Consider the following 20,704-nt stretch of genomic DNA (forward strand, 5'->3'; position numbering starts at 1 on the left):
CCTGTTATGCGAAATATTCACGCTAATGGGCGTTAGCTGACGGCCGATAAGGAAATGAATGCGGGCATGAAGCTGAAACTGTGGGGTGTGTGGCTGGCGGCCGGATTATTGGCCGGGTGTTCCGGTTCAGCGCCGGAAAAGGAAGCACAAGTCTCTGAGGCGGGCCAGACGCGGTTGCAACTGGGCCTGGAGTACCTGCAGCAAGGCGACATGGACGCCGCGCGCCAGAACCTGGAAAAGGCCCTGGACGCGGCCCCGCAGGATTACCGCACGCAGTTGGGCATGGCGCTCTACGCGCAGCGGAACGGTGAAAACGCCGCGGCCGAACAGCGTTATCGGCAAGCGCTCAAACTTGCGCCAGGCAATGGCACCGTATTGAATAATTACGGTGCGTTTCTTTGCGGTTTAGGGCAGTATGTACCGGCGCAACAGCAGTTTAGCGCTGCGGCGCTGGCGCCCGATTATGGTCAGGTCGCCGACAGCCTGGAAAACGCAGGTTACTGTTTTCTCAAGGCCGGACAAAACGATGAAGCGCGCACGCTGTTGAGCCGCGCGCTGAAAGTCGATCCGGACAAAGGCGCTCCGCTGTTGGTGGAGGCCGAAAAGCAATTTGGAGAAGGGAAGCGCGCCCAGTCGCAACTTTTATTGGATGTTTATCAGCATGTTCTGCCGGCTAGCGCCAGCAGCTTATGGTTACAGATTCGTTTCGCCGCGTTAGCCGGCCGTCAGGATAGCGTTCAACGCTATGGCAAGCAGTTAGCGCGAAGTTTTCCACAATCCAAACAGTACCAGCAGTTCTTAGCTAATGAATACTGAAGCCTCCCAAGATAAAACCGTATCCATGACGACGGGCCAGCGCCTGCGTCAGGCCCGTGAGCAACTCGGGCTGAGCCAACAGGCCGTTGCAGAACGCCTGTGTCTCAAAATGTCCACCGTGCGCGATATCGAGGAAGACAGCGTGTCCGCTGACCTCGCGTCCACCTTCGTGCGCGGCTACATCCGTTCCTACGCCAAGCTGGTGCATTTGCCGGAAGACGAACTGCTGCCGATGCTGGCCAAGCAGGCGCCGTTGAAGATGGCGAAAGTGGCGCCGATGCAAAGCTTCTCGCTGGGCAAGCGCCGCAAGAAACGCGACGGCTGGCTGATGAGCTTCACCTGGCTTATCGTGTTCGTGGTGATTGGCCTGACCGGCGCCTGGTGGTGGCAAAACCACAAGGCGCAGCAGGAAGAGATCGCCACCATGGCCGATCAATCCTCCGCGCAGCTTTCACAGAATAACGAAGGGCAGTCCGTGCCGCTGACGGACGGCAACGCCGACGCCGGCACCAACGTGCCGTTGACCGACAACAGCGCCGCGCCGGCCGATACCGGCGCAGCGGCTCAGGCGCCGGCGGCGACCGCCCAGACGCCGGGCGCGGCTCAGCAACAGCCTGCCGTGGTGTCGCCAAGCCAGACCACCCTGCCGGAAACCGCGCCGGCGGCGCAATCGCCGCTGCCGACCGCCGATGCGGGCGTGGCTGCGCCGGCGGCCGATCCGAACGCGCTGGTGATGGATTTCTCCGCCGACTGCTGGCTGCAGGTGACCGACGCGAGCGGTAAAACGCTGTTCAGCGGTACCCAGAAGCAGGGCGGCAAGCTGAACCTGACCGGCACTGCGCCGTACAAACTGACCATCGGCGCGCCGGCGGCAGTACAGATCCAGTATCAGGGTAAACCGGTTGATTTGAGCCGGTTCGTTAAGTCAAACCGTGTTGCTCGCCTGACCGTCGCCGCGCAGTAATCGCGCGGCCCCGGTCGTGATGTCAGAGCAGCAATGGAGAGTAAGTAATGCATAACCAAGCGCCCATCAACCGTCGAAAATCTACACGCATTTACGTCGGCAAGGTGCCTATTGGTGATGGCGCGCCGATTGCCGTGCAGTCGATGACCAACACCCGTACCACCGATGTTGAAGCAACGGTTAATCAGATTAAAGCGCTGGAGCGCGTGGGCGTCGACATCGTCCGCGTTTCGGTTCCTACCATGGACGCCGCCGAGGCGTTCAAGCTGATCAAGCAGCAGGTCAACGTGCCGCTGGTCGCCGATATCCACTTCGATTATCGCATCGCGCTGCAGGTTGCCGAATACGGCGTGGACTGCCTGCGCATCAACCCGGGCAACATCGGCAACGAATCGCGCATTCGCTCGGTGGTGGACTGCGCCCGCGACAAGAACATCCCGATTCGCATCGGCGTCAACGGCGGTTCGCTGGAGAAAGATCTGCAGGAAAAGTACGGCGAACCTACGCCGGAAGCGCTGCTGGAATCCGCCATGCGCCACGTGGATATCCTCGATCGCCTCAACTTCGACCAGTTCAAGGTCAGCGTCAAGGCGTCGGACGTGTTCCTGGCGGTGCAATCCTACCGTCTGCTGGCGTCGCGCATTGATCAGCCGCTGCATCTGGGCATCACCGAAGCTGGCGGCGCGCGCAGCGGGTCGGTCAAATCGGCCATCGGCCTGGGCATGCTGCTGTCTGAAGGTATCGGCGATACCCTGCGCATCTCGCTGGCGGCGGATCCGGTCGAAGAGGTGAAGGTCGGTTTCGACATTCTGAAGTCGCTGCGCATCCGCGCGCGCGGCATCAACTTCATCGCCTGCCCGACCTGTTCGCGTCAGGAGTTCGACGTGATCGGCACGGTGAACGCGCTGGAGCAGCGCCTGGAAGACATCATCACGCCGATGGACGTCTCGATCATCGGTTGCGTGGTGAACGGCCCGGGCGAAGCGCTGGTGTCCACCATGGGCGTGACCGGCGGCCACAAGAAGAGCGGCTTCTACGAAGACGGCGTGCGCCAGAAAGAGCGTTTCGACAACGAACAGATGATCGACCAGCTGGAAGCGAAGATTCGCGCCAAGGCCGCGATGATGGACGAAAGCAACCGTATCACGGTCAATCTGCTGGAAAAATAAGCGTTATCGCTACACGGCGGGCCTGTTGGCCCGCTTGTTTATGCACCTGAAGGGCGGAAAACCGCATCCGCGTTGAATACCGGGCGGCAAAGTCCCTATAATCAGGTTCATTTTTACAGACAACGGACAGAGAACTCACGTGGCAAAGAACATTCAAGCCATCCGCGGCATGAACGACTACCTGCCGGAAGAAACGGCATTATGGCAGCGTATTGAAGGCACCCTCAAGCAGGTGCTGGGCGGCTACGGTTACAGCGAAATCCGGTTGCCGATTGTAGAGCAGACCCCGTTATTCAAACGCGCGATCGGCGAAGTGACCGACGTCGTGGAAAAAGAGATGTATACCTTCGAAGACCGCAACGGCGAAAGCCTGACGCTGCGTCCGGAAGGGACGGCTGGCTGCGTGCGCGCCGGCATCGAACATGGTCTGCTGTACAATCAGGAACAGCGTCTGTGGTACATCGGCCCGATGTTCCGCTACGAGCGCCCGCAGAAGGGCCGCTACCGTCAGTTCCATCAGCTGGGCGCGGAAGTGTTCGGCCTGCAAGGCCCGGACATCGACGCCGAGCTGATCCTGCTGACGGCCCGCTGGTGGAAAGCGCTGGGCATCGCCGAGCACGTCAAGCTGGAGCTGAACTCCATCGGTTCTCTGGAGGCGCGCGCCAACTACCGCGACGCGCTGGTGGCGTTCCTGGAGCAGCACGTCGAGGTGCTGGACGAAGACTGCAAACGCCGCATGTACAGCAACCCGCTGCGCGTGCTGGATTCCAAGAATCCTGAGGTGCAGGCGCTGTTGAACGACGCGCCGCGCCTGTCCGAGTACCTGGATGAAGAATCCCGTGCTCACTTCGCCGGTCTGTGTGAACTTTTGGCGCAGGCAGGTATCCCATATACCGTTAACGAGCGCCTGGTGCGCGGTCTGGATTACTACAACCGCACCGTGTTTGAGTGGGTGACCACCAGCCTGGGCGCGCAGGGCACCGTCTGCGCGGGCGGCCGTTACGACGGTCTGGTCGAGCAGTTGGGCGGCCGCGCCACCCCGGCGGTCGGTTTCGCCATGGGCCTGGAGCGTCTGGTGCTGCTGGTGCAGGCGGTCAACCCGGAATTCAAGGCGCCGTCGGCTATCGACGTCTACGTCATCTCTTCCGGCGCGGGCACCCAGAGCGCGGCGATGCGGCTGGCTGAACAGGTGCGCGACGCGGCGCCGCAGCTGAAGCTGATGACCAACTACGGCGGCGGCAACTTCAAGAAGCAGATCACCCGTGCGGACAAATGGGGCGCGCGCATCGCGCTGATCCTGGGCGAGAGCGAAGTGGCGGAGCAGCAGGTGGTGGTGAAAGACCTGCGCAGTGGTGAACAAGAAACGCTGGCGCAAAGCGAAGTCGCTGCGCGTCTGGCTTTGATGTTAGGTTAAGGAGAAGGACACCGTGGAAGTCTATACCACTGAAAACGAACAAGTCGACGCACTGCGTCGGTTCTTTGCCGAGAACGGCAAAGCGCTGGCGGTGGGCGTGGTGCTCGGAATTGGTGCCCTGGTTGGCTGGCGTTACTGGCAGAGCCATGAAAACTCCAACATGATGGCGGCATCGCAATCCTATCAGGAAACCAGCGATCGTCTGGCGGCCGGCAAGCCGGATGACGTGGCTGCCGCAGAGAAATTTGTCCAGGCCAACGGCAACAGCTACGGCGTACTGGCCGCGCTGCAGTTGGCCAAGCACTTTGTCGAACAGAATGATTTCGCCAAGGCGGAACAACAATTGGCGCTGGCGCAGGGCCAGACCAAAGACGACAACCTGTTGGCGATGATCGACCTGCGTCTGGCGCGCGTCCAGCTGCAGGAGAAAAAGCTGGATGAAGCGCTGAAAACGCTGGATGGCGTGAAAGGCGAAGGCTGGGCGGCGATGATGCAGGATGTGCGCGGCGATGTGCTGCTGGCGAAGGGCGACGCCAAGGGCGCGCGCGAAGCTTACAGCAAAGGCATTGAGTCCAACGCTTCTCAAGCGCTGCAGGTTCTGCTGCGCATGAAATTGAATAACTTGTCCAGCTAAGGGGAATTCCCATGCAATTGCGTAAAACACTCTTGGTCGGACTGGTTTCCGCTGCCTTGCTGAGTGGTTGCTCGCTGTTTAACAGCGAAGAAGACGTGGTTACCATGTCGCCGTTGCCGAAAGTTGAAAATCAGTTTACGCCGAACAAGGCGTGGAGCACCTCGGTGGGCGACGGTATCGGTGAGTATTACTCCCACCTGCGTCCGGCCTATCAGGACAGCACCATTTACGCCGCCGATCGCTTCGGCATCGTGAAAGCGATGGATGCCGACAGCGGCAACGAGAAGTGGAAGGTCAATCTTTCCGAGAAGACCGGCTTCTTCTCCAGCAACCTGTCTGCGCTGCTGTCGGGCGGCCTGACGGTTGCGGGTGACAAGGTTTACGTCGGCAGCGAAAAAGCGGTGGTTTACGCATTGAACACCGCCGACGGCGCCATCGCCTGGCAGACCAAAGTGGCCGGCGAAGCGATCTCCCGTCCGGTTGTCAGCGACGGCATGGTGTTGGTGCATACCTCCAACGGCATGCTGCAGGCGCTGAACGAAGCCGACGGCGCGGTGAAGTGGACGGTTAACCTGGATATGCCTTCGCTGTCGCTGCGCGGTGAATCCGCGCCGGCCGTCGCCTTTGGCGCCGCCATCGTCGGCGGTGACAACGGCCGCGTCAGCGCCGTGCTGATGCAGCAGGGCCAGCTGATCTGGCAACAGCGCATTTCTCAGCCGAGCGGCGCGACCGAAATCGATCGCCTGAACGACGTGGACACCACGCCGGTGATCGTTGACGGCGTGGTCTACGCGCTGGGTTACAACGGCAACCTGACGGCGCTGGATCTGCGTTCCGGTCAGATCATCTGGAAACGCGAGCTGGGTTCGGTGAATGATTTCATCGTCGACGCGGGCCGCATCTACCTGATCGACCAGAACGATCGCGTGGTGGCGCTCAGCACCGAAGGCGGCGTGACCGTGTGGACGCAAAGCGATCTGCTGCACCGCAACCTGACGCCGCCGGTGATGTATAATGGTTATCTGGTGACCGGTGACGCCGAAGGCTATCTGCACTGGGTCAACACCACCGATGGCCGTTTTGTCGCCCAGCAGGAAGTGGACAGCTCCGGCTTCCTGTCTGCGCCGATGGTGGCCGGCGACAAGCTGGTCATCCAGGCTCGCGGCGGGAAAGTTTACGCTTTCACCCGCTAACGCCGCTCGTCGTAACCCTTCTTGCACCCGAATGATTTCGGGTTGCAGCCAGGCGGCAAGCGCATGAGTCCTCGGGAGCTTAGTGAGCTAAGTGACCGAGGCGAAGGTGCGCAGACAACGCCGCTGTGGCGCGAAAGATGAAGGGGAAAACGGCTCCTGAATGTTCAGGGGCCGTTTCGTATTTTATAAGCTGCACCGCTGGTGTCTATCCACAGTGCAGTAACGCATTGATTATTAAGTAATGAGGCTTCAACAATGATACCTGTCGTCGCGCTGGTCGGGCGCCCGAATGTGGGTAAATCCACCTTGTTCAACCGTTTAACCCATACGCGCGATGCGCTGGTGGCGGATTTCCCGGGGCTGACGCGTGACCGCAAGTATGGTCGTGCTGAAATCGAAGGCAATGAATTTATCATCGTCGATACCGGCGGCATCGACGGCACCGAAGACGGCGTCGAAACGCGCATGGCCGGTCAGTCGCTGCTGGCGATCGAAGAAGCGGACATCGTGCTGTTCATGGTCGACGCCCGCGCCGGCCTGATGCCGGCGGATCAGGGCATCGCCCAGCACCTGCGCAGCCGCCAGAAGGCGACTTTCCTGGTGGCCAACAAGACCGATGGTCTGGATCCGGACACCGCCACCGCCGATTTCTACTCGCTCGGTCTGGGTGAAGTGTTCGCTATCGCCGCTTCTCACGGCCGCGGCGTGACCCAGCTGATTGAACACGTGCTGGTGCCGTTCGTGCCGGAAAAACCGGAAGACGTCGAGCTGACCGAGGAAGAGGCCAACGCCGCTTACTGGGCCGAGCAAAACGGCGAAACGCTGGAAGGCGAAGAAGACGAAGAGCCGGAAGAAGCGTTCAATCCGCAGGATCTGCCGATCAAACTGGCGATCGTCGGCCGCCCGAACGTAGGTAAGTCTACGCTCACTAACCGTATCCTCGGCGAGGAGCGCGTGGTGGTGTACGACATGCCGGGCACTACCCGCGACAGCATCTACATTCCGATGGTGCGTGACGAACGCGAATACGTGCTGATCGACACCGCCGGGGTGCGCAAACGCGGCAAGGTGACCGAAACCGTCGAGAAATTCTCGGTGATCAAGACCCTGCAGGCGATTGAAGACGCCAACGTGGTGCTGCTGGTGATCGACGCGCGTGAAGGCATCTCCGATCAGGACCTCTCGCTGCTCGGCTTTATCCTCAATAGTGGGCGCTCACTGGTGATTGCGGTCAACAAGTGGGACGGCATGAGCGAAGAAGATCGCGAGCACGTGAAAGAGATGCTCGATCTGCGTCTGGGCTTCGTCGACTTCGCGCGCGTGCACTTTATTTCCGCCCTGCACGGCAGCGGCGTCGGCAACCTGTTCGAATCGGTACAGGAAGCCTACGAGTGCGCAACCCGTCGCGTAAACACCTCGATGCTGACCAAAATCATGCAGATGGCGGTTGACGATCACCAGCCGCCGTTGGTGCGCGGCCGCCGCGTGAAGCTGAAATACGCCCACGCCGGCGGTTACAACCCGCCGATCGTGGTGATCCACGGCAACCAGGTCAGCGATCTGGCCGATTCGTACAAGCGCTACCTGATGAACTACTTCCGTCGCTCGCTGAACGTGATGGGGACGCCGATCCGCATCCAGTTCAAAGAGGGCGACAACCCGTTCGCCGGCAAACGCAACCTGCTGACGCCGACCCAGATGCGTAAGCGCAAACGCCTGATGAGCCACCTGAAAAAGAGCAAGTAATCGCTCATGAGGGGCGCGGCAGTGATGCCGCGCCCCTTTTTTATTGGCCCGAAATCGTTTTATTATCTGAAGATTACCTCGCCTGTCTGAAGGAACACCATGTCCTGGGAAACCTGGAGTTTTGCGTTCGACGTCACCGTGCCGAATCTGCTGATGATGCTGCTGGGGATCCTGTTGCGCCATTGGCGCCTGATGGATGACCGCTTCGTCGACGGCGCGACCCGCCTGGTGTTCAATCTGGCGCTGCCGTGCCTGCTGTTTTTCAGCATCGCTACCAACCATCCGCAGCTGCTCGGCAATCTGCCGCTGGTGCTGTTCGGCGCGGTCGGCACGCTGGCGACCTTCCTGCTGCTGGAGCTGGCGGCCAGGTGGGTGGTGAAAGAACCGCGTGAGCGCGGGGTATTCGTGCAGGGCGGGTTTCGCGCCAACACCGCCATCGTCGGTCTGGCCTACGCCATGACCGCCTACGGCAGCGAAGGTATTGCGCTCGCCTCGCTGTACCTGACGGTGACCGTGATCCTGTTCAACATACTGTCGGTCATCACCCTCACGCGCAGCCTGCAGGGCGGGCAGGGCAAGAAAATCAGCCACCTGTCGCTGCTGCGCAGCATTGTCACCAATCCGCTGATCATCGGCCTGGTGTGCGGGCTGCTGTATGCGCAAACCGGGCTGGGTATCCCGACCGTGATCCGCCAAACCGGCAGCTATATCTCCGCGCTGTCGCTGCCGTTGGCGCTGCTGTGCACCGGCGCCAGCCTGGATTTCCGCGCCATGTTCCGCTCGTCCAACGTGGCGGCGCTGTCGTCGGCGGCCAAGCTGTTTCTGGTGCCGTTCCTGATGACGCTGGCCGGCTGGCTGTGCGGGTTTCAGGGGGCGGCGCTGGGCATTATCTTCCTGTTTTCCGCCACGCCGACCGCTTCGGGCAGCTATGTGATGACGCGCGCTATGGGCGGCAACGCCACGCTGGCGGCCAACATTATCGCTATCACCACCGTCGGGTCGTTCTTCACCACCGCGTTGGGGATCTATTTCTTGCGCTCATGGGGCGCGATTTAACCTGGGAGCCGTTATGGATGCGCATTGTCCGCACTGTCGTCAGACCATGAATTGGGTAGCGGGTCACTACCATTGTGCAACCTGTCAGCGCGATTATCGGCAGCTGGCGAGCTGCCCGGAGTGCGGGCAGCCGCTGCAAGAGTTGAAGGCCTGCGGGGCGGTGGATTACCTGTGCCAGAACGGGCACGGGCTGATCTCCAAAAAACGGGTGAATTTCAGCTATCAGCCGCTGTAAGCCCTCACTCATCCACCTGGCCGGTTTTCCACAGATCCACCAGCGCCTGCGGCGCGCTGCTTTCCGGGATTAACAGCACGATCTCGGTGCTCAGGGTGGGGCTGGTGTAGTTGATCTGTACGCGGTAGTAGCGCTGGTCGCCGCAGCCGGGGGAGTTGGGTTGGCCCTCTTCCTGGGCGTACGGCAGCGTCTGATTCAGCAACTGATTCAGGCGCTGCCGTTGCTCCGGCGTGATATCGGCCAGCGCAATGCGGCGCTGGCCCGCCAGTTTGGGAATGTAGGCGAAGCCTCCCTCGCGCGCCAGCTCAATGACCGTATCCTGATTGAGCGTCGGCAGCGGTTTCATTACTCCACCCCCACCTGATGCCAGGCCTGTTGCACCTTGTCCGCCACGCTTTGATCGAAACGCGCCTGCGCGTGTTTCACCGTGGCGCGGGCGAAGGTGGCGAAGTCGGCGTTTTGCGGCAGCGCTTTGTCGCACACCGTGTCATACCAGACGTAGCCGGCTTTTTCCCAGGCGAAGCCGCCCAGCGCGGTTGCCGCCAGGTAGAACGCGCGGTTGGGAATGCCGGAGTTGAGGTGCACGCCGCCGTTGTCTTCCTTGGTCTGGATGTAATCCTTCATGCTGGCAGGCTGCGGGTCTTTGCCCAGCAGCGGGTCGTCGTAGGCGGTGCCGGGCGCTGACATCGAGCGCAGCCCTTTGCCTTTGATGCCCTTGGCGAGCAGACCGGCGCCGATCAGCCAGTCGGCTTTATCGGCGGTTTGCTGCAGGTGGAATTGCTTGACCAACGAACCGAACACGTCAGACAGCGATTCGTTGAGCGCGCCGGACTGCTGGTAGTAGATCAGCCCGGCTTCGCTCTCGGTCACGCCGTGCGTCAGCTCATGGCCGACCACGTCGATGGCGATGGTGAAACGGTTGAAGATCTCGCCGTCGCCGTCTCCGAACACCATCTGCTGGCCGTTCCAGAAAGCGTTCTGGTACTCCTTGCCGTAGTGCACGCTGCCGACCAGCGGCAGCCCTTTATTATCCAGCGAATTGCGCCGGTAGGCCTGCCAGAAGAAATCGTAGGTGACGCCGAGATAGTCGTAGGCCTCGTCCACCGCCACGTCGTGGTTGCTGGGCTGGCCCTCCTTGCGCACCTGTTTGCCGGGCAGTTGGGTGCCGTTCTGGGCGTCGTAGATATCGCGGAGCGCTTCGCCGGCTCGGGCGTTTTTCTCGGTCGGTGAACGCAGCGGCTTGTTGCCGAGCAGGCTTTGCACGTGGTTCAGGGTGTGCAGCGCGCAGTCGCGCTGCGGGGCGTTACCGTGTTCAATAATGCGGCGCAGCATGTAGGGAGGAATGACGGAACGCATGCGCTGGGCTGGCATAGTGGCTCTCCTTAGGCAAAAAATTTACCTCATCGAATGAATGCACTGAGCCTAAGTGTAGTCTACTCGTCATAAAGCCTGTGGTTATGCGTGCTCACCGCCGGGGTGGTCTTGTGGGGACTTATGCGCCGCACCGAGGCGCGTACCGCCAACCGGCCATGTAGCAGCAGGTTGCACGGCGGCGCGTCGGCGCGCAGCATGCGCCGCTGCAGCAGCTGGATCGCCTCGTAGCCCAGCTCATCGCGCGGCACCTGTACCGAGGTCAGCGGCACGTCGTGTATTTCCGCCAGGTTGAAGCCATCGGTGCTCATCACCGATACGTCGCCCGGTACGCTCAGCCCCAGCTTGTTGAGCGCCTTGACCGCCCCGACCGCCATGTAGTCGCCGCCGGCCAGGATCGCCGTCGGCAGCGGGGCGCGGTTCAGGTAGGTGCTCAGCGCCTGTTCGGCCTCTTCGCTGCCGAAGCCGGAAGTGGTCACCAGATGGCGGCCGTCGTCGAACGGCAGATGATGCCGCGCGTAGGCCTGCCGGATGCCCGCCAGCCGCAGCTCCATGGTGTGGCGGCGCAGACACTGCAGGTTGAGAATATGGCTGTGCCCCTGCTGGAACAGATAGCTGGCGGAATAGTCGCCGATCAGCTGATGATCCGGCGAGACGCTGTCCAGCCGCATCTGCCGATCGGTGCAGTTGATCAGCACGCAGGGCTTGGGCAGATCGGCCGCCAGGGTATGGATGTGTTCGTCGTCGATGCCGATGATCAGCGCCGCTTCGGTGTGCGGATCGCTCATTTTTTCCAGAAACAGCGCGCCGTCGCTGTGCTGCTCTTCCAGGCCGCAGTAACGGATGCGCACCTCGTGCTGCATCAGTGCGGCGGCGATGCCCTGAATGACCTTGTAGTAGAAGATATCGGTGCGCACGTCGAACGCGCGCTGCGGCGCGAACACCATCACATTGTTCAACATCAGTCGGCCGCTGGAAATGCCCTGTAGAATGCCGTTTTGCTGCGCGCATTCCAGCACCTTGCGGCGCGCTTCGGCGCTGGTGTTGGCCTTGCCCGCCAGCACGCGGGAAACGGTGCTGATCGACAGCCCGGTTTGGCGGGCGATCTCCTGGATTTTCAGCTTTCCGTTCATTTTGTGATCTCCTTCAAATTCGTCCATGAGAATATTTTCACTGCGGCTTTTCAGCACTTTGACTGGATCCTGCGGCCATTATGACTATTTTTTCACCCGCCTGTGAAAATCTTTGCAAAAAACCCCGTTTCGCTGTGCGTGATCGCTGAGTAGTCTGCATTGGTACACCAATTTTAACGACTTGTCAGTCCAATTTTAACGGTGTGCAAAGAAGAAAACAAAAAATAAATCATGGGGTTGTGATGGACTGCCGGTCCGTTATGCGGGCGTTGGCCTGTGTTCACCGTCCCCTTTTGATAGCGCAACGTACCCTACCAATGCGCGCGTCGCTGTCATGGGCGGCCGCGGGGAGAGAACCGATGAGTGTGGAGATCAATCAGACGGTCGCGCAGAGCGGCCGGCGCAAGTTCAAATCGCTACGCTGGTGGATGCTGGCGCTGTTCTTGTTGGGCGTCACGGTCAACTACATTACCCGCAACTCGCTGGGCATTCTGGCGCCGGAACTGAAAACCAGCCTGAACATGAGCACCGAGCAATATGCCTGGGTGGTGGCGTCGTTCCAGTTGGCCTATACGGTATTTCAGCCGATCTGCGGCTGGCTGATCGACGTCATCGGCCTGAAGATGGGTTTTCTGATCTGCGCGGGCATTTGGGCGGTGGTGTGTATGCTGCACGCCGGTGCCGGCAGCTGGTTGCAACTGGCCATTTTGCGCTTCTTCATGGGGGGCGCGGAGGCGGCGGCCACTCCGGCCAACGCCAAGGCGATCTCCGACTGGTTCCCGAAGAAGGAGCGTCCGATCGCCGCCGGTTGGGCGGGCGTCGGTTTCTCCATCGGCGCCATGCTGGCGCCGCCGATCATCGTCATCGCCCACGTCTCCTTCGGCTGGCAGGGCGCGTTCCTGTTCTCGGGCGGGCTGGCGCTGATCTGGGTAGTGCTGTGGTGGCTGTTCTACCACTCGCCCCAGCAGCACCCGAACCTCAGCCAACAAGAGCTGGATCTGATCCGTGAAGACAACGAGCCGGTGCTGCCGAAGCTGCCGTTCTTCACTTCACTGACCAGCCTGTGCAAGAACAAGAAATTCTATGGCATCGCCATCCCGGCCTTTCTCGCCGAGCCGGCCTGGGCGGTCTTCAGTTTCTGGGTGCCGCTGTACTTGGCCACCGAACGCGGCATGGATCTGAAGCAGATCGCGATGTTCGCCTGGCTGCCGTTCCTGGCGGCGGATATCGGCAGCGTCGCCAGCGGCTATCTCACCACCCTATACCGCAAATGGTTCGGCTGCAGCCGCGTCAACTCGGTGGTCGCCAGCTCGGTGACCGGCGCTTTCCTGATGGTGTCGCTGGCGTTCGTGGCGATCACCCAAGATCCCTATGTGGCGATCGCGCTGATCTCGATCGGCGGATTCGGCCATCAGGTGATCTCCTGCATGCTCAGCGCCCTGGTGGTGGAATCGTTCGATAAAAACCAAATGGCGACGGTCAACGGCATGCGCGGCTCCAGCGCCTGGATCGCCAGCTTCCTGTTCACGCTCCTGATCGGCGCGGTATCCGACACCCTCGGTTTCAACCCGCTGTTTATCGCGATGGGCTTCTTCGATTTGATCGGCGCCCTGTTCTTGATCGCCCTGATCGCCGAGCGCGGCGGTAAGAAAACCCCTTCACACAGCTAAGTGGAATATGTATGAAAACGTTGAAAAATTGGACGCTGGCGGCGCAGCATGCCGACCACGTCGAGCTGCTGGTCGATGAACGCCACCGTTTCTGCCTGTACGTGCTGGAAGACGGTCTGTTCCGCGTGTTGATCAAACGTGAGGGCGAGCTGGCGCTGGATCGCACCTGGAGCATTGCGCCGCAGGAGGATGTGCCTTGGGAGGGGCGCGATCGGCTCAGCGTCGCTGGTTTCAGCCTGCCGGGCTATCAGCTGCGCCGGGAGGGCGATCGGCTGGTGGTCAGCACGCCGCTGCTGCGCGTGACGGTGCATCAGCCGCTGTGGCTGGCGTGGGAGTATTGCAATGCCGCCGGCGAGTGGCGGCCGCTGGCGGCGGATCGGCCGACCAGCGCCTACCTGCTCAACGCGCACGGCGACGGCGTGGCGCATTACCAGCGGCGTTTCGCCGATGAGCGCTATTACGGCCTGGGGGAGAAGGCCGGCGATCTGGAACGCACCGGCCGCCGCTTCGAGATGCGCAATCTGGACGCGATGGGCTACAACGCCGCCAGCACCGATCCGCTGTACAAGCACATTCCGTTTACCATCACCCGCGGGCCGGAGGCGAGCTTCGGCCTGTTCTACGACAACCTGAGCAGCTGCTGGCTGGATCTGGGCAACGAGATCGACAACTACCATACGGCCTACCGCCGCTATCAGGCCGAAGCGGGCGATCTGGATTACTACCTGTTCCTCGGGCCGAAGGTTTTGGATGTCACCAAGGCGTTCGTGCGCCTGACCGGCCGCACCCACTTCGGGCCGAAGTGGAGCCTGGGCTACAGCGGTTCGACCATGCACTACACCGACGCGCCGGACGCCCAGCAGCAGCTGCAACAGTTCATTGCGCTGTGCCGTCAACATGCCATCCCCTGCGACTCTTTCCAGCTGTCGTCGGGCTACACCTCGATCAACAACAAACGCTACGTGTTTAACTGGAACTATGACAAGGTGCCGCAGCCCAGGCTGCTCAGCCAGGCGTTTCACGACGCCGGCCTCAAGCTGGCGGCCAACATCAAGCCGTGCCTGCTGCAGGATCATCCGCAGTATCAAGAGGTGGCGGCGCAGGGGCTGTTTATCCGCGATTCGCAAAGCGACGCGCCGGAACGCTCCAGCTTCTGGGACGACGAAGGATCGCACCTCGACTTCACCAATCCGGCGACGGTGCGATGGTGGCAGCAGGGCGTCACACAGCAGCTGCTGGAGATGGGCATCGATTCGACCTGGAACGACAACAACGAGTACGAAGTGTGGGACGGCGAAGCGCGCTGCCACGGCTTTGGACGGCCGATCGCCATCAAACATCTCCGCCCGGTGATGCCGCTGCTGATGATGCGCGCCTCGATGGAGGCCCAGTTGCGCTTTGCGCCGCAGCGGCGGCCGTACCTGATCTCGCGCTCCGGCTGCGCCGGCATGCAGCGCTACGTGCAGACCTGGAGCGGCGATAATCGCACCAGCTGGCAGACGCTGCGCTACAACATTCGCATGGGGTTGGGCATGAGCCTGTCCGGGTTGTATAACCTCGGCCACGACGTCGGTGGCTTCTCCGGTGACAAACCGGACGCGGAGCTGCTGGTGCGCTGGGTACAAAACGGCGTGATGCACCCGCGTTTCACCATCCACTCCTGGAATGACGACGCCACGGTCAACGAACCCTGGATGTACCCGGCCGCTACCCCGGCGGTGCGCGAGGCGATCAACCTGCGTTACCGGCTGCTGCCGTATTTCTACACGCTGCTGTGGCAGGCCTGCGCCGACGACGAGCCGATGCTGCGCCCGACTTTTCTCGATCACGAACAGGATGCGCGCACCTTTGGCGAAAACGACGATTTTCTGATTGGCCGCGATCTGCTGGTGGCCAGCGTGGTGGAGCCGGGGCAACGTCGCCGTTCGGTGTATCTGCCGGATAACGGCGAAGGCTGGTACTGCTTCTACAGCGGCCAGTGGTTCGGCGGCGGCCAGACGGTGACGCTGGCGGCGCCGTTGGAGCGTCTGCCGCTGCTGGTGCGCGCCGGGGCGGCGCTGCCGCTGTCGCAGCGGTTGGCGCATGTGGACGTGGCCGCCGACGATCGGCGCGAGCTGCGGCTGTTTCCGATCAAGGGCGGCGGGGCGAGCGGCGGGCTGCTGTTTGAGGACGACGGCGAAAGCGACGGCTGGCGGCAGGGCGAGGCGCTGTGGCTGCGCTGGGAAATGCGCTGCGACCCTCAGCGCATCATGCTGGATATCACGACGGAAGGGCATTTCCGCCCGGCCTGGCGCACGCTGACGCTCAGCCTGCCGGAAGGCGAAACGCGCGCGCTGTGGGTGAACGGTGAACCCGGCGAGCGTTTTACGCTGGAGTAGGGCTTACTCGGCCGCGCGCTTCTTGCGCGGCTTTTTGGCGACGGTGATGGTTTTCACCTCGCTTTCCACCCAGCCATCCTGCAGGCGGGTTTTCAGCAGCTCGCCGACCTGCGCCTGCTTGGTGGTTTTCAGCAGCTCGCCGCGCGGAGTTTGCGTCACGCTGTAGCCGCGCGCCAGCGTCGCCAGCGGGCTGACGGTCTCCAGCTGGCTGCACGCCACGCCGAAACGCTGGCGGTAGGCGTTGAGCTGGCGCTCCATCGCCTGCTGCAGACGGTATTCCTGCTGCTGCACGCGCTGTTGGTAGCGGTGAATGCGGCCCTGCGGCTGCACCTGCGCCAGCCGCTGCTGGACGCGTTCGCTGCGGCGGGCGGCCAGGCGCAGCTGCTGCTGCATGCCGTCTTCCATTCGGCGCTGCAGCTTGAACAGCAGCGTCTGCTGGCGCGCCAGGCGCAGATGCGGATGCTGCTGCTGTAAACGGTGATGAATGCGGGTGAACTGCTGCTGACGCTGCGCCAGGTAGTAATCCATCGCCATCTCCAGCCGCTGCTGCTGCGACTGCAGCTGGCGCAACAGCTCGAGCTGATTGCGGCTCACCAGTTCGGCGGCGGCGGAAGGGGTCGGCGCCCGCAGGTCGGCGACGAAGTCGGCGATGGTGACGTCGGTTTCATGGCCGACGGCGCTGACGATCGGAATGCGGCTGGCGAAGATCGCCCGCGCCACGCGTTCGTCGTTGAAGCTCCACAGATCCTCCAGCGAACCGCCGCCGCGGCCGACGATCAGCACGTCGCATTCATCGCGGCGGTTGGCGGTCTCGATGGCGCGCACGATCTGCATCGGCGCTTCCGCGCCCTGCACCGAGGTGGGGTAGATGACGATCGGCAGCGACGGATCGCGCCGCTGCAACACCTGCAGGATATCGTGCAGCGCCGCGCCGCTGGCGGAGGTGATCACCCCGACGCGTTTGGCCGGCGCGGGCAGCGGCTGCTTGAACTGCTGATCGAACAGCCCTTCGGCGCTCAGACGTTGTTTCAACTGCTCGAACTGTTGCTGCAGCAGGCCGTCGCCGGCGGGCTGCATGCTTTCGGCGATCAGCTGGTAGTCGCCGCGCGGTTCATACAGCGTGATGCTGGCGCGCACCAAGACCTGCTGGCCGTTTTGCGGCCGGAAGGTGACGCGGCGATTGCTGTTGCGGAACATCGCGCAGCGCACCTGGGCGCGGTCGTCTTTCAGGGTGAAATACCAGTGGCCGGAGGCGGGCTGGGAGAGGTTGGAGATCTCGGCGGAGAGCCAAATCTGCCCCATTTCCATTTCCAGCAGTTGGCGAACCGTCTGATTCAGGCGGCTTACGGTAAAAATGGAAGGCGAAACAGGTAGCGACATGTGACCCAGATCAAATTTCAAAACAATCACTTAATTGGTCGATACTACATGGCTGAAAAAGGTAATCAAGACTTTTTGTAAGAAAGTGCTGGAGGCAACCGATTCCGCTCTGTATAATGCCGCGGCAATATTTTATCTTTTTCACAGCCCACCCTGGTGAGATATTGCCCATGCTACGTATCGCTAAAGAAGCTCTGACGTTTGACGACGTCCTCCTGGTTCCAGCCCACTCCACGGTTCTGCCTAACACCGCAGAGCTCGGCACTCAACTGACCAAAACCATCCGCCTGAACATCCCTATGCTGTCCGCAGCCATGGATACCGTTACCGAATCCGGCCTGGCCATCGCGCTGGCGCAGGAAGGCGGCCTGGGCTTCATCCACAAAAACATGTCCATCGAGCGCCAGGCTGAAGAAGTCAGCCGCGTGAAAAAACATGAAAGCGGCGTAGTCACCGACCCGCAGACCGTTACCCCGGCCACCACGCTGCAGGAAGTGAAAGAGCTGACCGCGCGCAACGGCTTCGCCGGTTATCCGGTCGTCACCGAAGACAACGAGCTGGTCGGCATCATTACCGGCCGCGACGTGCGCTTCGTGACCGATCTGACTCAGCCGGTGACTGCGGTGATGACGCCGAAAGATCGCCTGGTCACCGTGAAAGAAGGTGAAGCGCGCGACGTGGTGCTGCAGAAGATGCACGAAAAGCGCGTAGAAAAAGCGCTGGTGGTGGACGACAGCTTCCACCTGCTGGGCATGATCACCGTTAAAGACTTCCAGAAAGCGGAACGTAAGCCGAACGCCTGTAAAGACGAGCACGGCCGTCTGCGCGTGGGCGCGGCGGTCGGCGCCGGCGCCGGCAACGAAGAGCGCGTTGATGCGCTGGTGGCGGCAGGCGTTGACGTTCTGCTGATCGACTCCTCGCACGGCCACTCCGAAGGCGTGTTGCAGCGCATCCGCGAAACCCGCGCCAAATACCCGGATCTGCAGATCGTCGGCGGCAACGTCGCGACCGCGGCGGGCGCCAAAGCGCTGGCTGAAGCCGGCGTGAGCGCGGTGAAAGTGGGTATCGGCCCTGGCTCCATCTGTACCACCCGCATCGTGACCGGCGTAGGCGTACCGCAGATCACCGCCATCGCCGACGCGGTGGAAGCGCTGGAAGGCACCGGTATTCCGGTTATCGCCGACGGCGGCATCCGCTTCTCCGGCGATATCGCCAAAGCGATCGCCGCGGGCGCCTCTTGCGTGATGGTCGGCTCCATGCTGGCGGGTACCGAAGAATCTCCGGGCGAAATCGAGCTGTATCAGGGGCGCTCGTTCAAATCTTACCGCGGCATGGGCTCGCTGGGCGCGATGTCCAAAGGCTCTTCCGACCGTTACTTCCAGACCGATAACGCCGCCGACAAACTGGTGCCGGAAGGTATCGAAGGCCGCGTGGCCTATAAAGGCATGCTGAAAGCCATCGTGCACCAGCAGATGGGCGGCCTGCGCTCCTGCATGGGCCTGACCGGCTGCGCCACCATCGACGATCTGCGCACCAAGGCGGAGTTCGTGCGCATCAGCGGCGCCGGCATTCAGGAAAGCCACGTGCACGACGTGACCATCACCAAAGAGTCGCCGAACTACCGCATGGGCTGATGCCTTAACCTCTCCTGAGTGAGAGGCCGGGGTGGGGCGCTAAGCCCCATCCCGAAAACATACATTTTCGCTCTTTTTCTCTTGTTGCTGGAATTCGCCTCACATGACACAAAATATCCATAAGCATCGCATCCTCATACTGGACTTCGGTTCGCAATACACCCAACTGGTCGCCCGCCGCGTGCGCGAAATCGGCGTTTACTGCGAACTGTGGGCCTGGGACGTTAGCGAAGAGCAGATCCGCGAATTCAACCCAAGCGGCATCATCCTGTCCGGCGGCCCGGAAAGCACCACCGAAGCCGGCAGCCCGCGCGCCCCTGACTACGTGTTCAACGCCGGCGTGCCGGTGCTGGGCGTGTGCTACGGCATGCAGACCATGGCGATGCAGCTGGGTGGCCATGTGCAGGGCTCCAACGAACGCGAGTTCGGCTACGCGCAGGTGGAAATCGTCAACGAGAGCGCGCTGCTGCGCGACATCGAAGACGCCATCAGCCCGGCCGGCAAACCGCTGCTGGACGTGTGGATGAGCCACGGCGACAAAGTGACCGCGATCCCGTCCGACTTCGTGACCGTCGCCAGCACCGATACCTGCCCGTTCGCCATTATGGCCAACGAAGAAAAACGCTTCTACGGCGTGCAGTTCCACCCGGAAGTGACCCACACCCGTCAGGGCCAGCGCATGCTGGAGCGCTTCGTACTGGACATCTGCCAGTGTGAGGCCCTGTGGACGCCGGCGACCATCATCGAAGATGCGGTTGAGCGCATCCGCGAGCAGGTGGGTGAAGACCACGTGATCCTCGGCCTGTCCGGCGGCGTTGACTCCTCCGTGACCGCGATGCTGCTGCACCGTGCCATCGGCAAGCGCCTGACCTGCGTGTTCGTCGACAACGGCCTGCTGCGCTTGAACGAAGCCAAGCAGGTGATGGAAATGTTCGGCGACCACTTCGGCCTGAACATCGTGCACGTCGAGGCGGAAAACCGCTTCCTGACCGCGCTGGCGGGCGTCGACGAGCCGGAAGCCAAGCGTAAAATCATCGGCCGCGTGTTCGTTGAAGTGTTCGACGAAGAAGCCTGCAAGCAAGAGCAGGTGAAATGGCTGGCGCAGGGCACCATCTATCCGGACGTAATTGAATCCGCCGCTTCCGCCACCGGCAAAGCGCACGTGATCAAGTCGCACCACAACGTGGGCGGCCTGCCGAAAGAGATGAAGCTGGGCCTGGTCGAGCCGCTGAAAGAGCTGTTCAAAGACGAAGTGCGCAAAATTGGCCTGGAACTGGGCCTGCCGTACGACATGCTGTACCGTCACCCGTTCCCGGGCCCGGGTCTGGGCGTGCGCGTGCTGGGCGAAGTGAAGAAAGAGTACTGCGATCTGCTGCGCCGCGCCGACGCCATCTTCATCGAAGAGCTGCACAAAGCCGATCTGTACAACAAAGTCAGCCAGGCGTTCACCGTGTTCCTGCCGGTGCGCTCGGTCGGCGTGATGGGCGACGGCCGCAAATACGACTGGGTGGTCTCCCTGCGTGCGGTGGAAACCATCGACTTCATGACCGCGCACTGGGCGCATCTGCCGTATGACTTCCTCGGCCGCGTGTCCAACCGCATCATCAACGAAGTGGACGGCATCTCCCGCGTGGTGTACGACATCAGCGGCAAGCCGCCGGCGACGATCGAGTGGGAGTAATCCCGCGTCCGGCGTAGGCTGGCGTCAGTGAACCGCACATGAGAACCAAACCCGCTTAACGGCGGGTTTTTTTATGCCCGATGTTTGGCGCCCTGTGCCGTAGACGGCCTCCGATCCGCAAGAGGGCTGGGTTGAGAGAGGCGTGAATGGAGAGGACAGCCCGCACGGAGCCGCCTGCGCTTTGCTTACGGCTCATTTCCTGAGGCGCTGCGTTTCCCATCTCGGCTTTG

Annotated in this window: 17 protein-coding genes; 13 read left to right on the forward strand and 4 right to left on the reverse strand. The window is 61.8% G+C overall.

What is annotated here, in order from left to right; translation table 11 throughout:
• Positions 1-66 precede the first annotated feature (66 nt).
• The 9 genes from pilW to ACUTQY_RS20980 all read left to right on the forward strand — a co-directional run bounded on the left by pilW (position 67) and on the right by ACUTQY_RS20980 (position 9,227).
• A complete protein-coding gene (pilW, locus tag ACUTQY_RS20940; RefSeq protein ID WP_046688530.1) occupies positions 67-816 on the forward strand; it encodes a type IV pilus biogenesis/stability protein PilW in 750 nt (249 codons plus the stop codon).
• Positions 806-1,780, forward strand: coding sequence for a cytoskeleton protein RodZ (gene rodZ / locus ACUTQY_RS20945; RefSeq protein ID WP_033644090.1), 975 nt, complete (start codon positions 806-808; stop codon positions 1,778-1,780). The genes pilW and rodZ overlap by 11 nt, the downstream gene beginning before the upstream one ends.
• 47 nt (positions 1,781-1,827) lie before the next feature.
• A complete protein-coding gene (gene ispG, locus ACUTQY_RS20950; RefSeq protein ID WP_016929756.1) occupies positions 1,828-2,949 on the forward strand; it encodes a flavodoxin-dependent (E)-4-hydroxy-3-methylbut-2-enyl-diphosphate synthase in 1,122 nt (373 codons plus the stop codon).
• Between the two features lie 139 nt (positions 2,950-3,088).
• Positions 3,089-4,363, forward strand: a complete 1,275-nt coding sequence (gene hisS / locus ACUTQY_RS20955) for a histidine--tRNA ligase (RefSeq protein WP_046687653.1) — start codon at positions 3,089-3,091, stop codon at positions 4,361-4,363.
• A gap of 13 nt (positions 4,364-4,376) precedes the next feature.
• Positions 4,377-4,997, forward strand: coding sequence for a YfgM family protein (locus ACUTQY_RS20960; RefSeq protein WP_046687652.1), 621 nt, complete (start codon positions 4,377-4,379; stop codon positions 4,995-4,997).
• A gap of 11 nt (positions 4,998-5,008) precedes the next feature.
• Entirely contained in the window at positions 5,009-6,190 is a 1,182-nt protein-coding gene (bamB, locus tag ACUTQY_RS20965) for an outer membrane protein assembly factor BamB (RefSeq protein WP_046687651.1), read from the forward strand.
• A gap of 255 nt (positions 6,191-6,445) precedes the next feature.
• Positions 6,446-7,936, forward strand: a complete 1,491-nt coding sequence (der, locus tag ACUTQY_RS20970; RefSeq protein ID WP_004941442.1) for a ribosome biogenesis GTPase Der — start codon at positions 6,446-6,448, stop codon at positions 7,934-7,936.
• A gap of 99 nt (positions 7,937-8,035) precedes the next feature.
• Positions 8,036-8,992: an AEC family transporter gene (locus ACUTQY_RS20975; RefSeq protein WP_033651565.1), complete on the forward strand. Its 957-nt coding sequence runs from the start codon at positions 8,036-8,038 to the stop codon at positions 8,990-8,992.
• A 13-nt stretch (positions 8,993-9,005) separates the two neighbouring features.
• Complete coding sequence (locus ACUTQY_RS20980; protein WP_046687649.1) at positions 9,006-9,227, forward strand: zinc ribbon domain-containing protein; 222 nt, start codon at positions 9,006-9,008, stop codon at positions 9,225-9,227.
• Positions 9,228-9,231: 4 nt separating this feature from the next.
• Here the strand turns inward: ACUTQY_RS20980 and ACUTQY_RS20985 are convergent, their stop codons facing one another.
• The 3 genes from ACUTQY_RS20985 to ACUTQY_RS20995 form a co-directional block, all read right to left on the reverse strand.
• Positions 9,232-9,573 (reverse strand): protealysin inhibitor emfourin, encoded by a 342-nt coding sequence (locus ACUTQY_RS20985; RefSeq protein ID WP_016929750.1) that lies wholly within the window; start codon positions 9,571-9,573, stop codon positions 9,232-9,234.
• Positions 9,573-10,598 carry a M4 family metallopeptidase gene (locus ACUTQY_RS20990; protein ID WP_046687648.1) on the reverse strand — a complete coding sequence of 342 codons (1,026 nt, stop codon included), beginning with the start codon at positions 10,596-10,598 and terminating at the stop codon, positions 9,573-9,575. Before ACUTQY_RS20990 ends, ACUTQY_RS20985 begins: the two co-directional genes overlap by 1 nt.
• A 62-nt stretch (positions 10,599-10,660) precedes the next feature.
• Positions 10,661-11,731 (reverse strand): LacI family DNA-binding transcriptional regulator, encoded by a 1,071-nt coding sequence (locus tag ACUTQY_RS20995; RefSeq protein ID WP_033651630.1) that lies wholly within the window; start codon positions 11,729-11,731, stop codon positions 10,661-10,663.
• Between the two features lie 359 nt (positions 11,732-12,090).
• Between ACUTQY_RS20995 and ACUTQY_RS21000 the strand changes: the two genes are divergently transcribed.
• The gene (locus ACUTQY_RS21000) at positions 12,091-13,401 is read left to right on the forward strand and encodes an MFS transporter (protein ID WP_033644086.1); all 1,311 of its coding nucleotides are present in this window, start codon (positions 12,091-12,093) and stop codon (positions 13,399-13,401) included.
• Positions 13,402-13,412: 11 nt separating this feature from the next.
• Positions 13,413-15,779, forward strand: a complete 2,367-nt coding sequence (locus ACUTQY_RS21005) for a glycoside hydrolase family 31 protein (protein ID WP_046687647.1) — start codon at positions 13,413-13,415, stop codon at positions 15,777-15,779.
• Positions 15,780-15,782: 3 nt separating this feature from the next.
• On the opposite strand, the gene xseA is transcribed toward ACUTQY_RS21005, so the two are convergent.
• Entirely contained in the window at positions 15,783-17,159 is a 1,377-nt protein-coding gene (gene xseA / locus ACUTQY_RS21010; RefSeq protein WP_033644342.1) for an exodeoxyribonuclease VII large subunit, read from the reverse strand.
• A gap of 170 nt (positions 17,160-17,329) precedes the next feature.
• Here xseA and guaB point away from each other — a divergent pair, with 170 nt between their 5' ends.
• Together guaB and guaA are read left to right on the forward strand one after the other, a co-directional pair.
• On the forward strand, positions 17,330-18,793 hold the full coding sequence (gene guaB, locus ACUTQY_RS21015; protein ID WP_004941460.1) for an IMP dehydrogenase: 1,464 nt from the start codon (positions 17,330-17,332) through the stop codon (positions 18,791-18,793).
• Between the two features lie 103 nt (positions 18,794-18,896).
• Positions 18,897-20,474 carry a glutamine-hydrolyzing GMP synthase gene (gene guaA, locus ACUTQY_RS21020; protein WP_021504498.1) on the forward strand — a complete coding sequence of 526 codons (1,578 nt, stop codon included), beginning with the start codon at positions 18,897-18,899 and terminating at the stop codon, positions 20,472-20,474.
• The last annotated feature ends 230 nt before the right edge of the window (positions 20,475-20,704 follow it).

Source organism: Serratia sp. TSA_130.1 (assembly GCF_052691795.1).

What these genes read in the sequence shown, in the direction of transcription:
- pilW (WP_046688530.1), top strand. Translation starts at nt 67, where the DNA reads ATGAAGCTGAAACTGTGGGGTGTGTGGCTGGCGGCCGGATTATTGGCC.
- rodZ (WP_033644090.1), top strand. Translation starts at nt 806, where the DNA reads ATGAATACTGAAGCCTCCCAAGATAAAACCGTATCCATGACGACGGGC.
- ispG (WP_016929756.1), top strand. Translation starts at nt 1,828, where the DNA reads ATGCATAACCAAGCGCCCATCAACCGTCGAAAATCTACACGCATTTAC.
- bamB (WP_046687651.1), top strand. Translation starts at nt 5,009, where the DNA reads ATGCAATTGCGTAAAACACTCTTGGTCGGACTGGTTTCCGCTGCCTTG.
- der (WP_004941442.1), top strand. Translation starts at nt 6,446, where the DNA reads ATGATACCTGTCGTCGCGCTGGTCGGGCGCCCGAATGTGGGTAAATCC.
- ACUTQY_RS20975 (WP_033651565.1), top strand. Translation starts at nt 8,036, where the DNA reads ATGTCCTGGGAAACCTGGAGTTTTGCGTTCGACGTCACCGTGCCGAAT.
- ACUTQY_RS20980 (WP_046687649.1), top strand. Translation starts at nt 9,006, where the DNA reads ATGGATGCGCATTGTCCGCACTGTCGTCAGACCATGAATTGGGTAGCG.
- ACUTQY_RS20985 (WP_016929750.1), bottom strand. Translation starts at nt 9,573, where the DNA reads ATGAAACCGCTGCCGACGCTCAATCAGGATACGGTCATTGAGCTGGCG.
- ACUTQY_RS20990 (WP_046687648.1), bottom strand. Translation starts at nt 10,598, where the DNA reads ATGCCAGCCCAGCGCATGCGTTCCGTCATTCCTCCCTACATGCTGCGC.
- ACUTQY_RS20995 (WP_033651630.1), bottom strand. Translation starts at nt 11,731, where the DNA reads ATGAACGGAAAGCTGAAAATCCAGGAGATCGCCCGCCAAACCGGGCTG.
- ACUTQY_RS21000 (WP_033644086.1), top strand. Translation starts at nt 12,091, where the DNA reads ATGAGTGTGGAGATCAATCAGACGGTCGCGCAGAGCGGCCGGCGCAAG.
- ACUTQY_RS21005 (WP_046687647.1), top strand. Translation starts at nt 13,413, where the DNA reads ATGAAAACGTTGAAAAATTGGACGCTGGCGGCGCAGCATGCCGACCAC.
- xseA (WP_033644342.1), bottom strand. Translation starts at nt 17,159, where the DNA reads ATGTCGCTACCTGTTTCGCCTTCCATTTTTACCGTAAGCCGCCTGAAT.
- guaB (WP_004941460.1), top strand. Translation starts at nt 17,330, where the DNA reads ATGCTACGTATCGCTAAAGAAGCTCTGACGTTTGACGACGTCCTCCTG.
- guaA (WP_021504498.1), top strand. Translation starts at nt 18,897, where the DNA reads ATGACACAAAATATCCATAAGCATCGCATCCTCATACTGGACTTCGGT.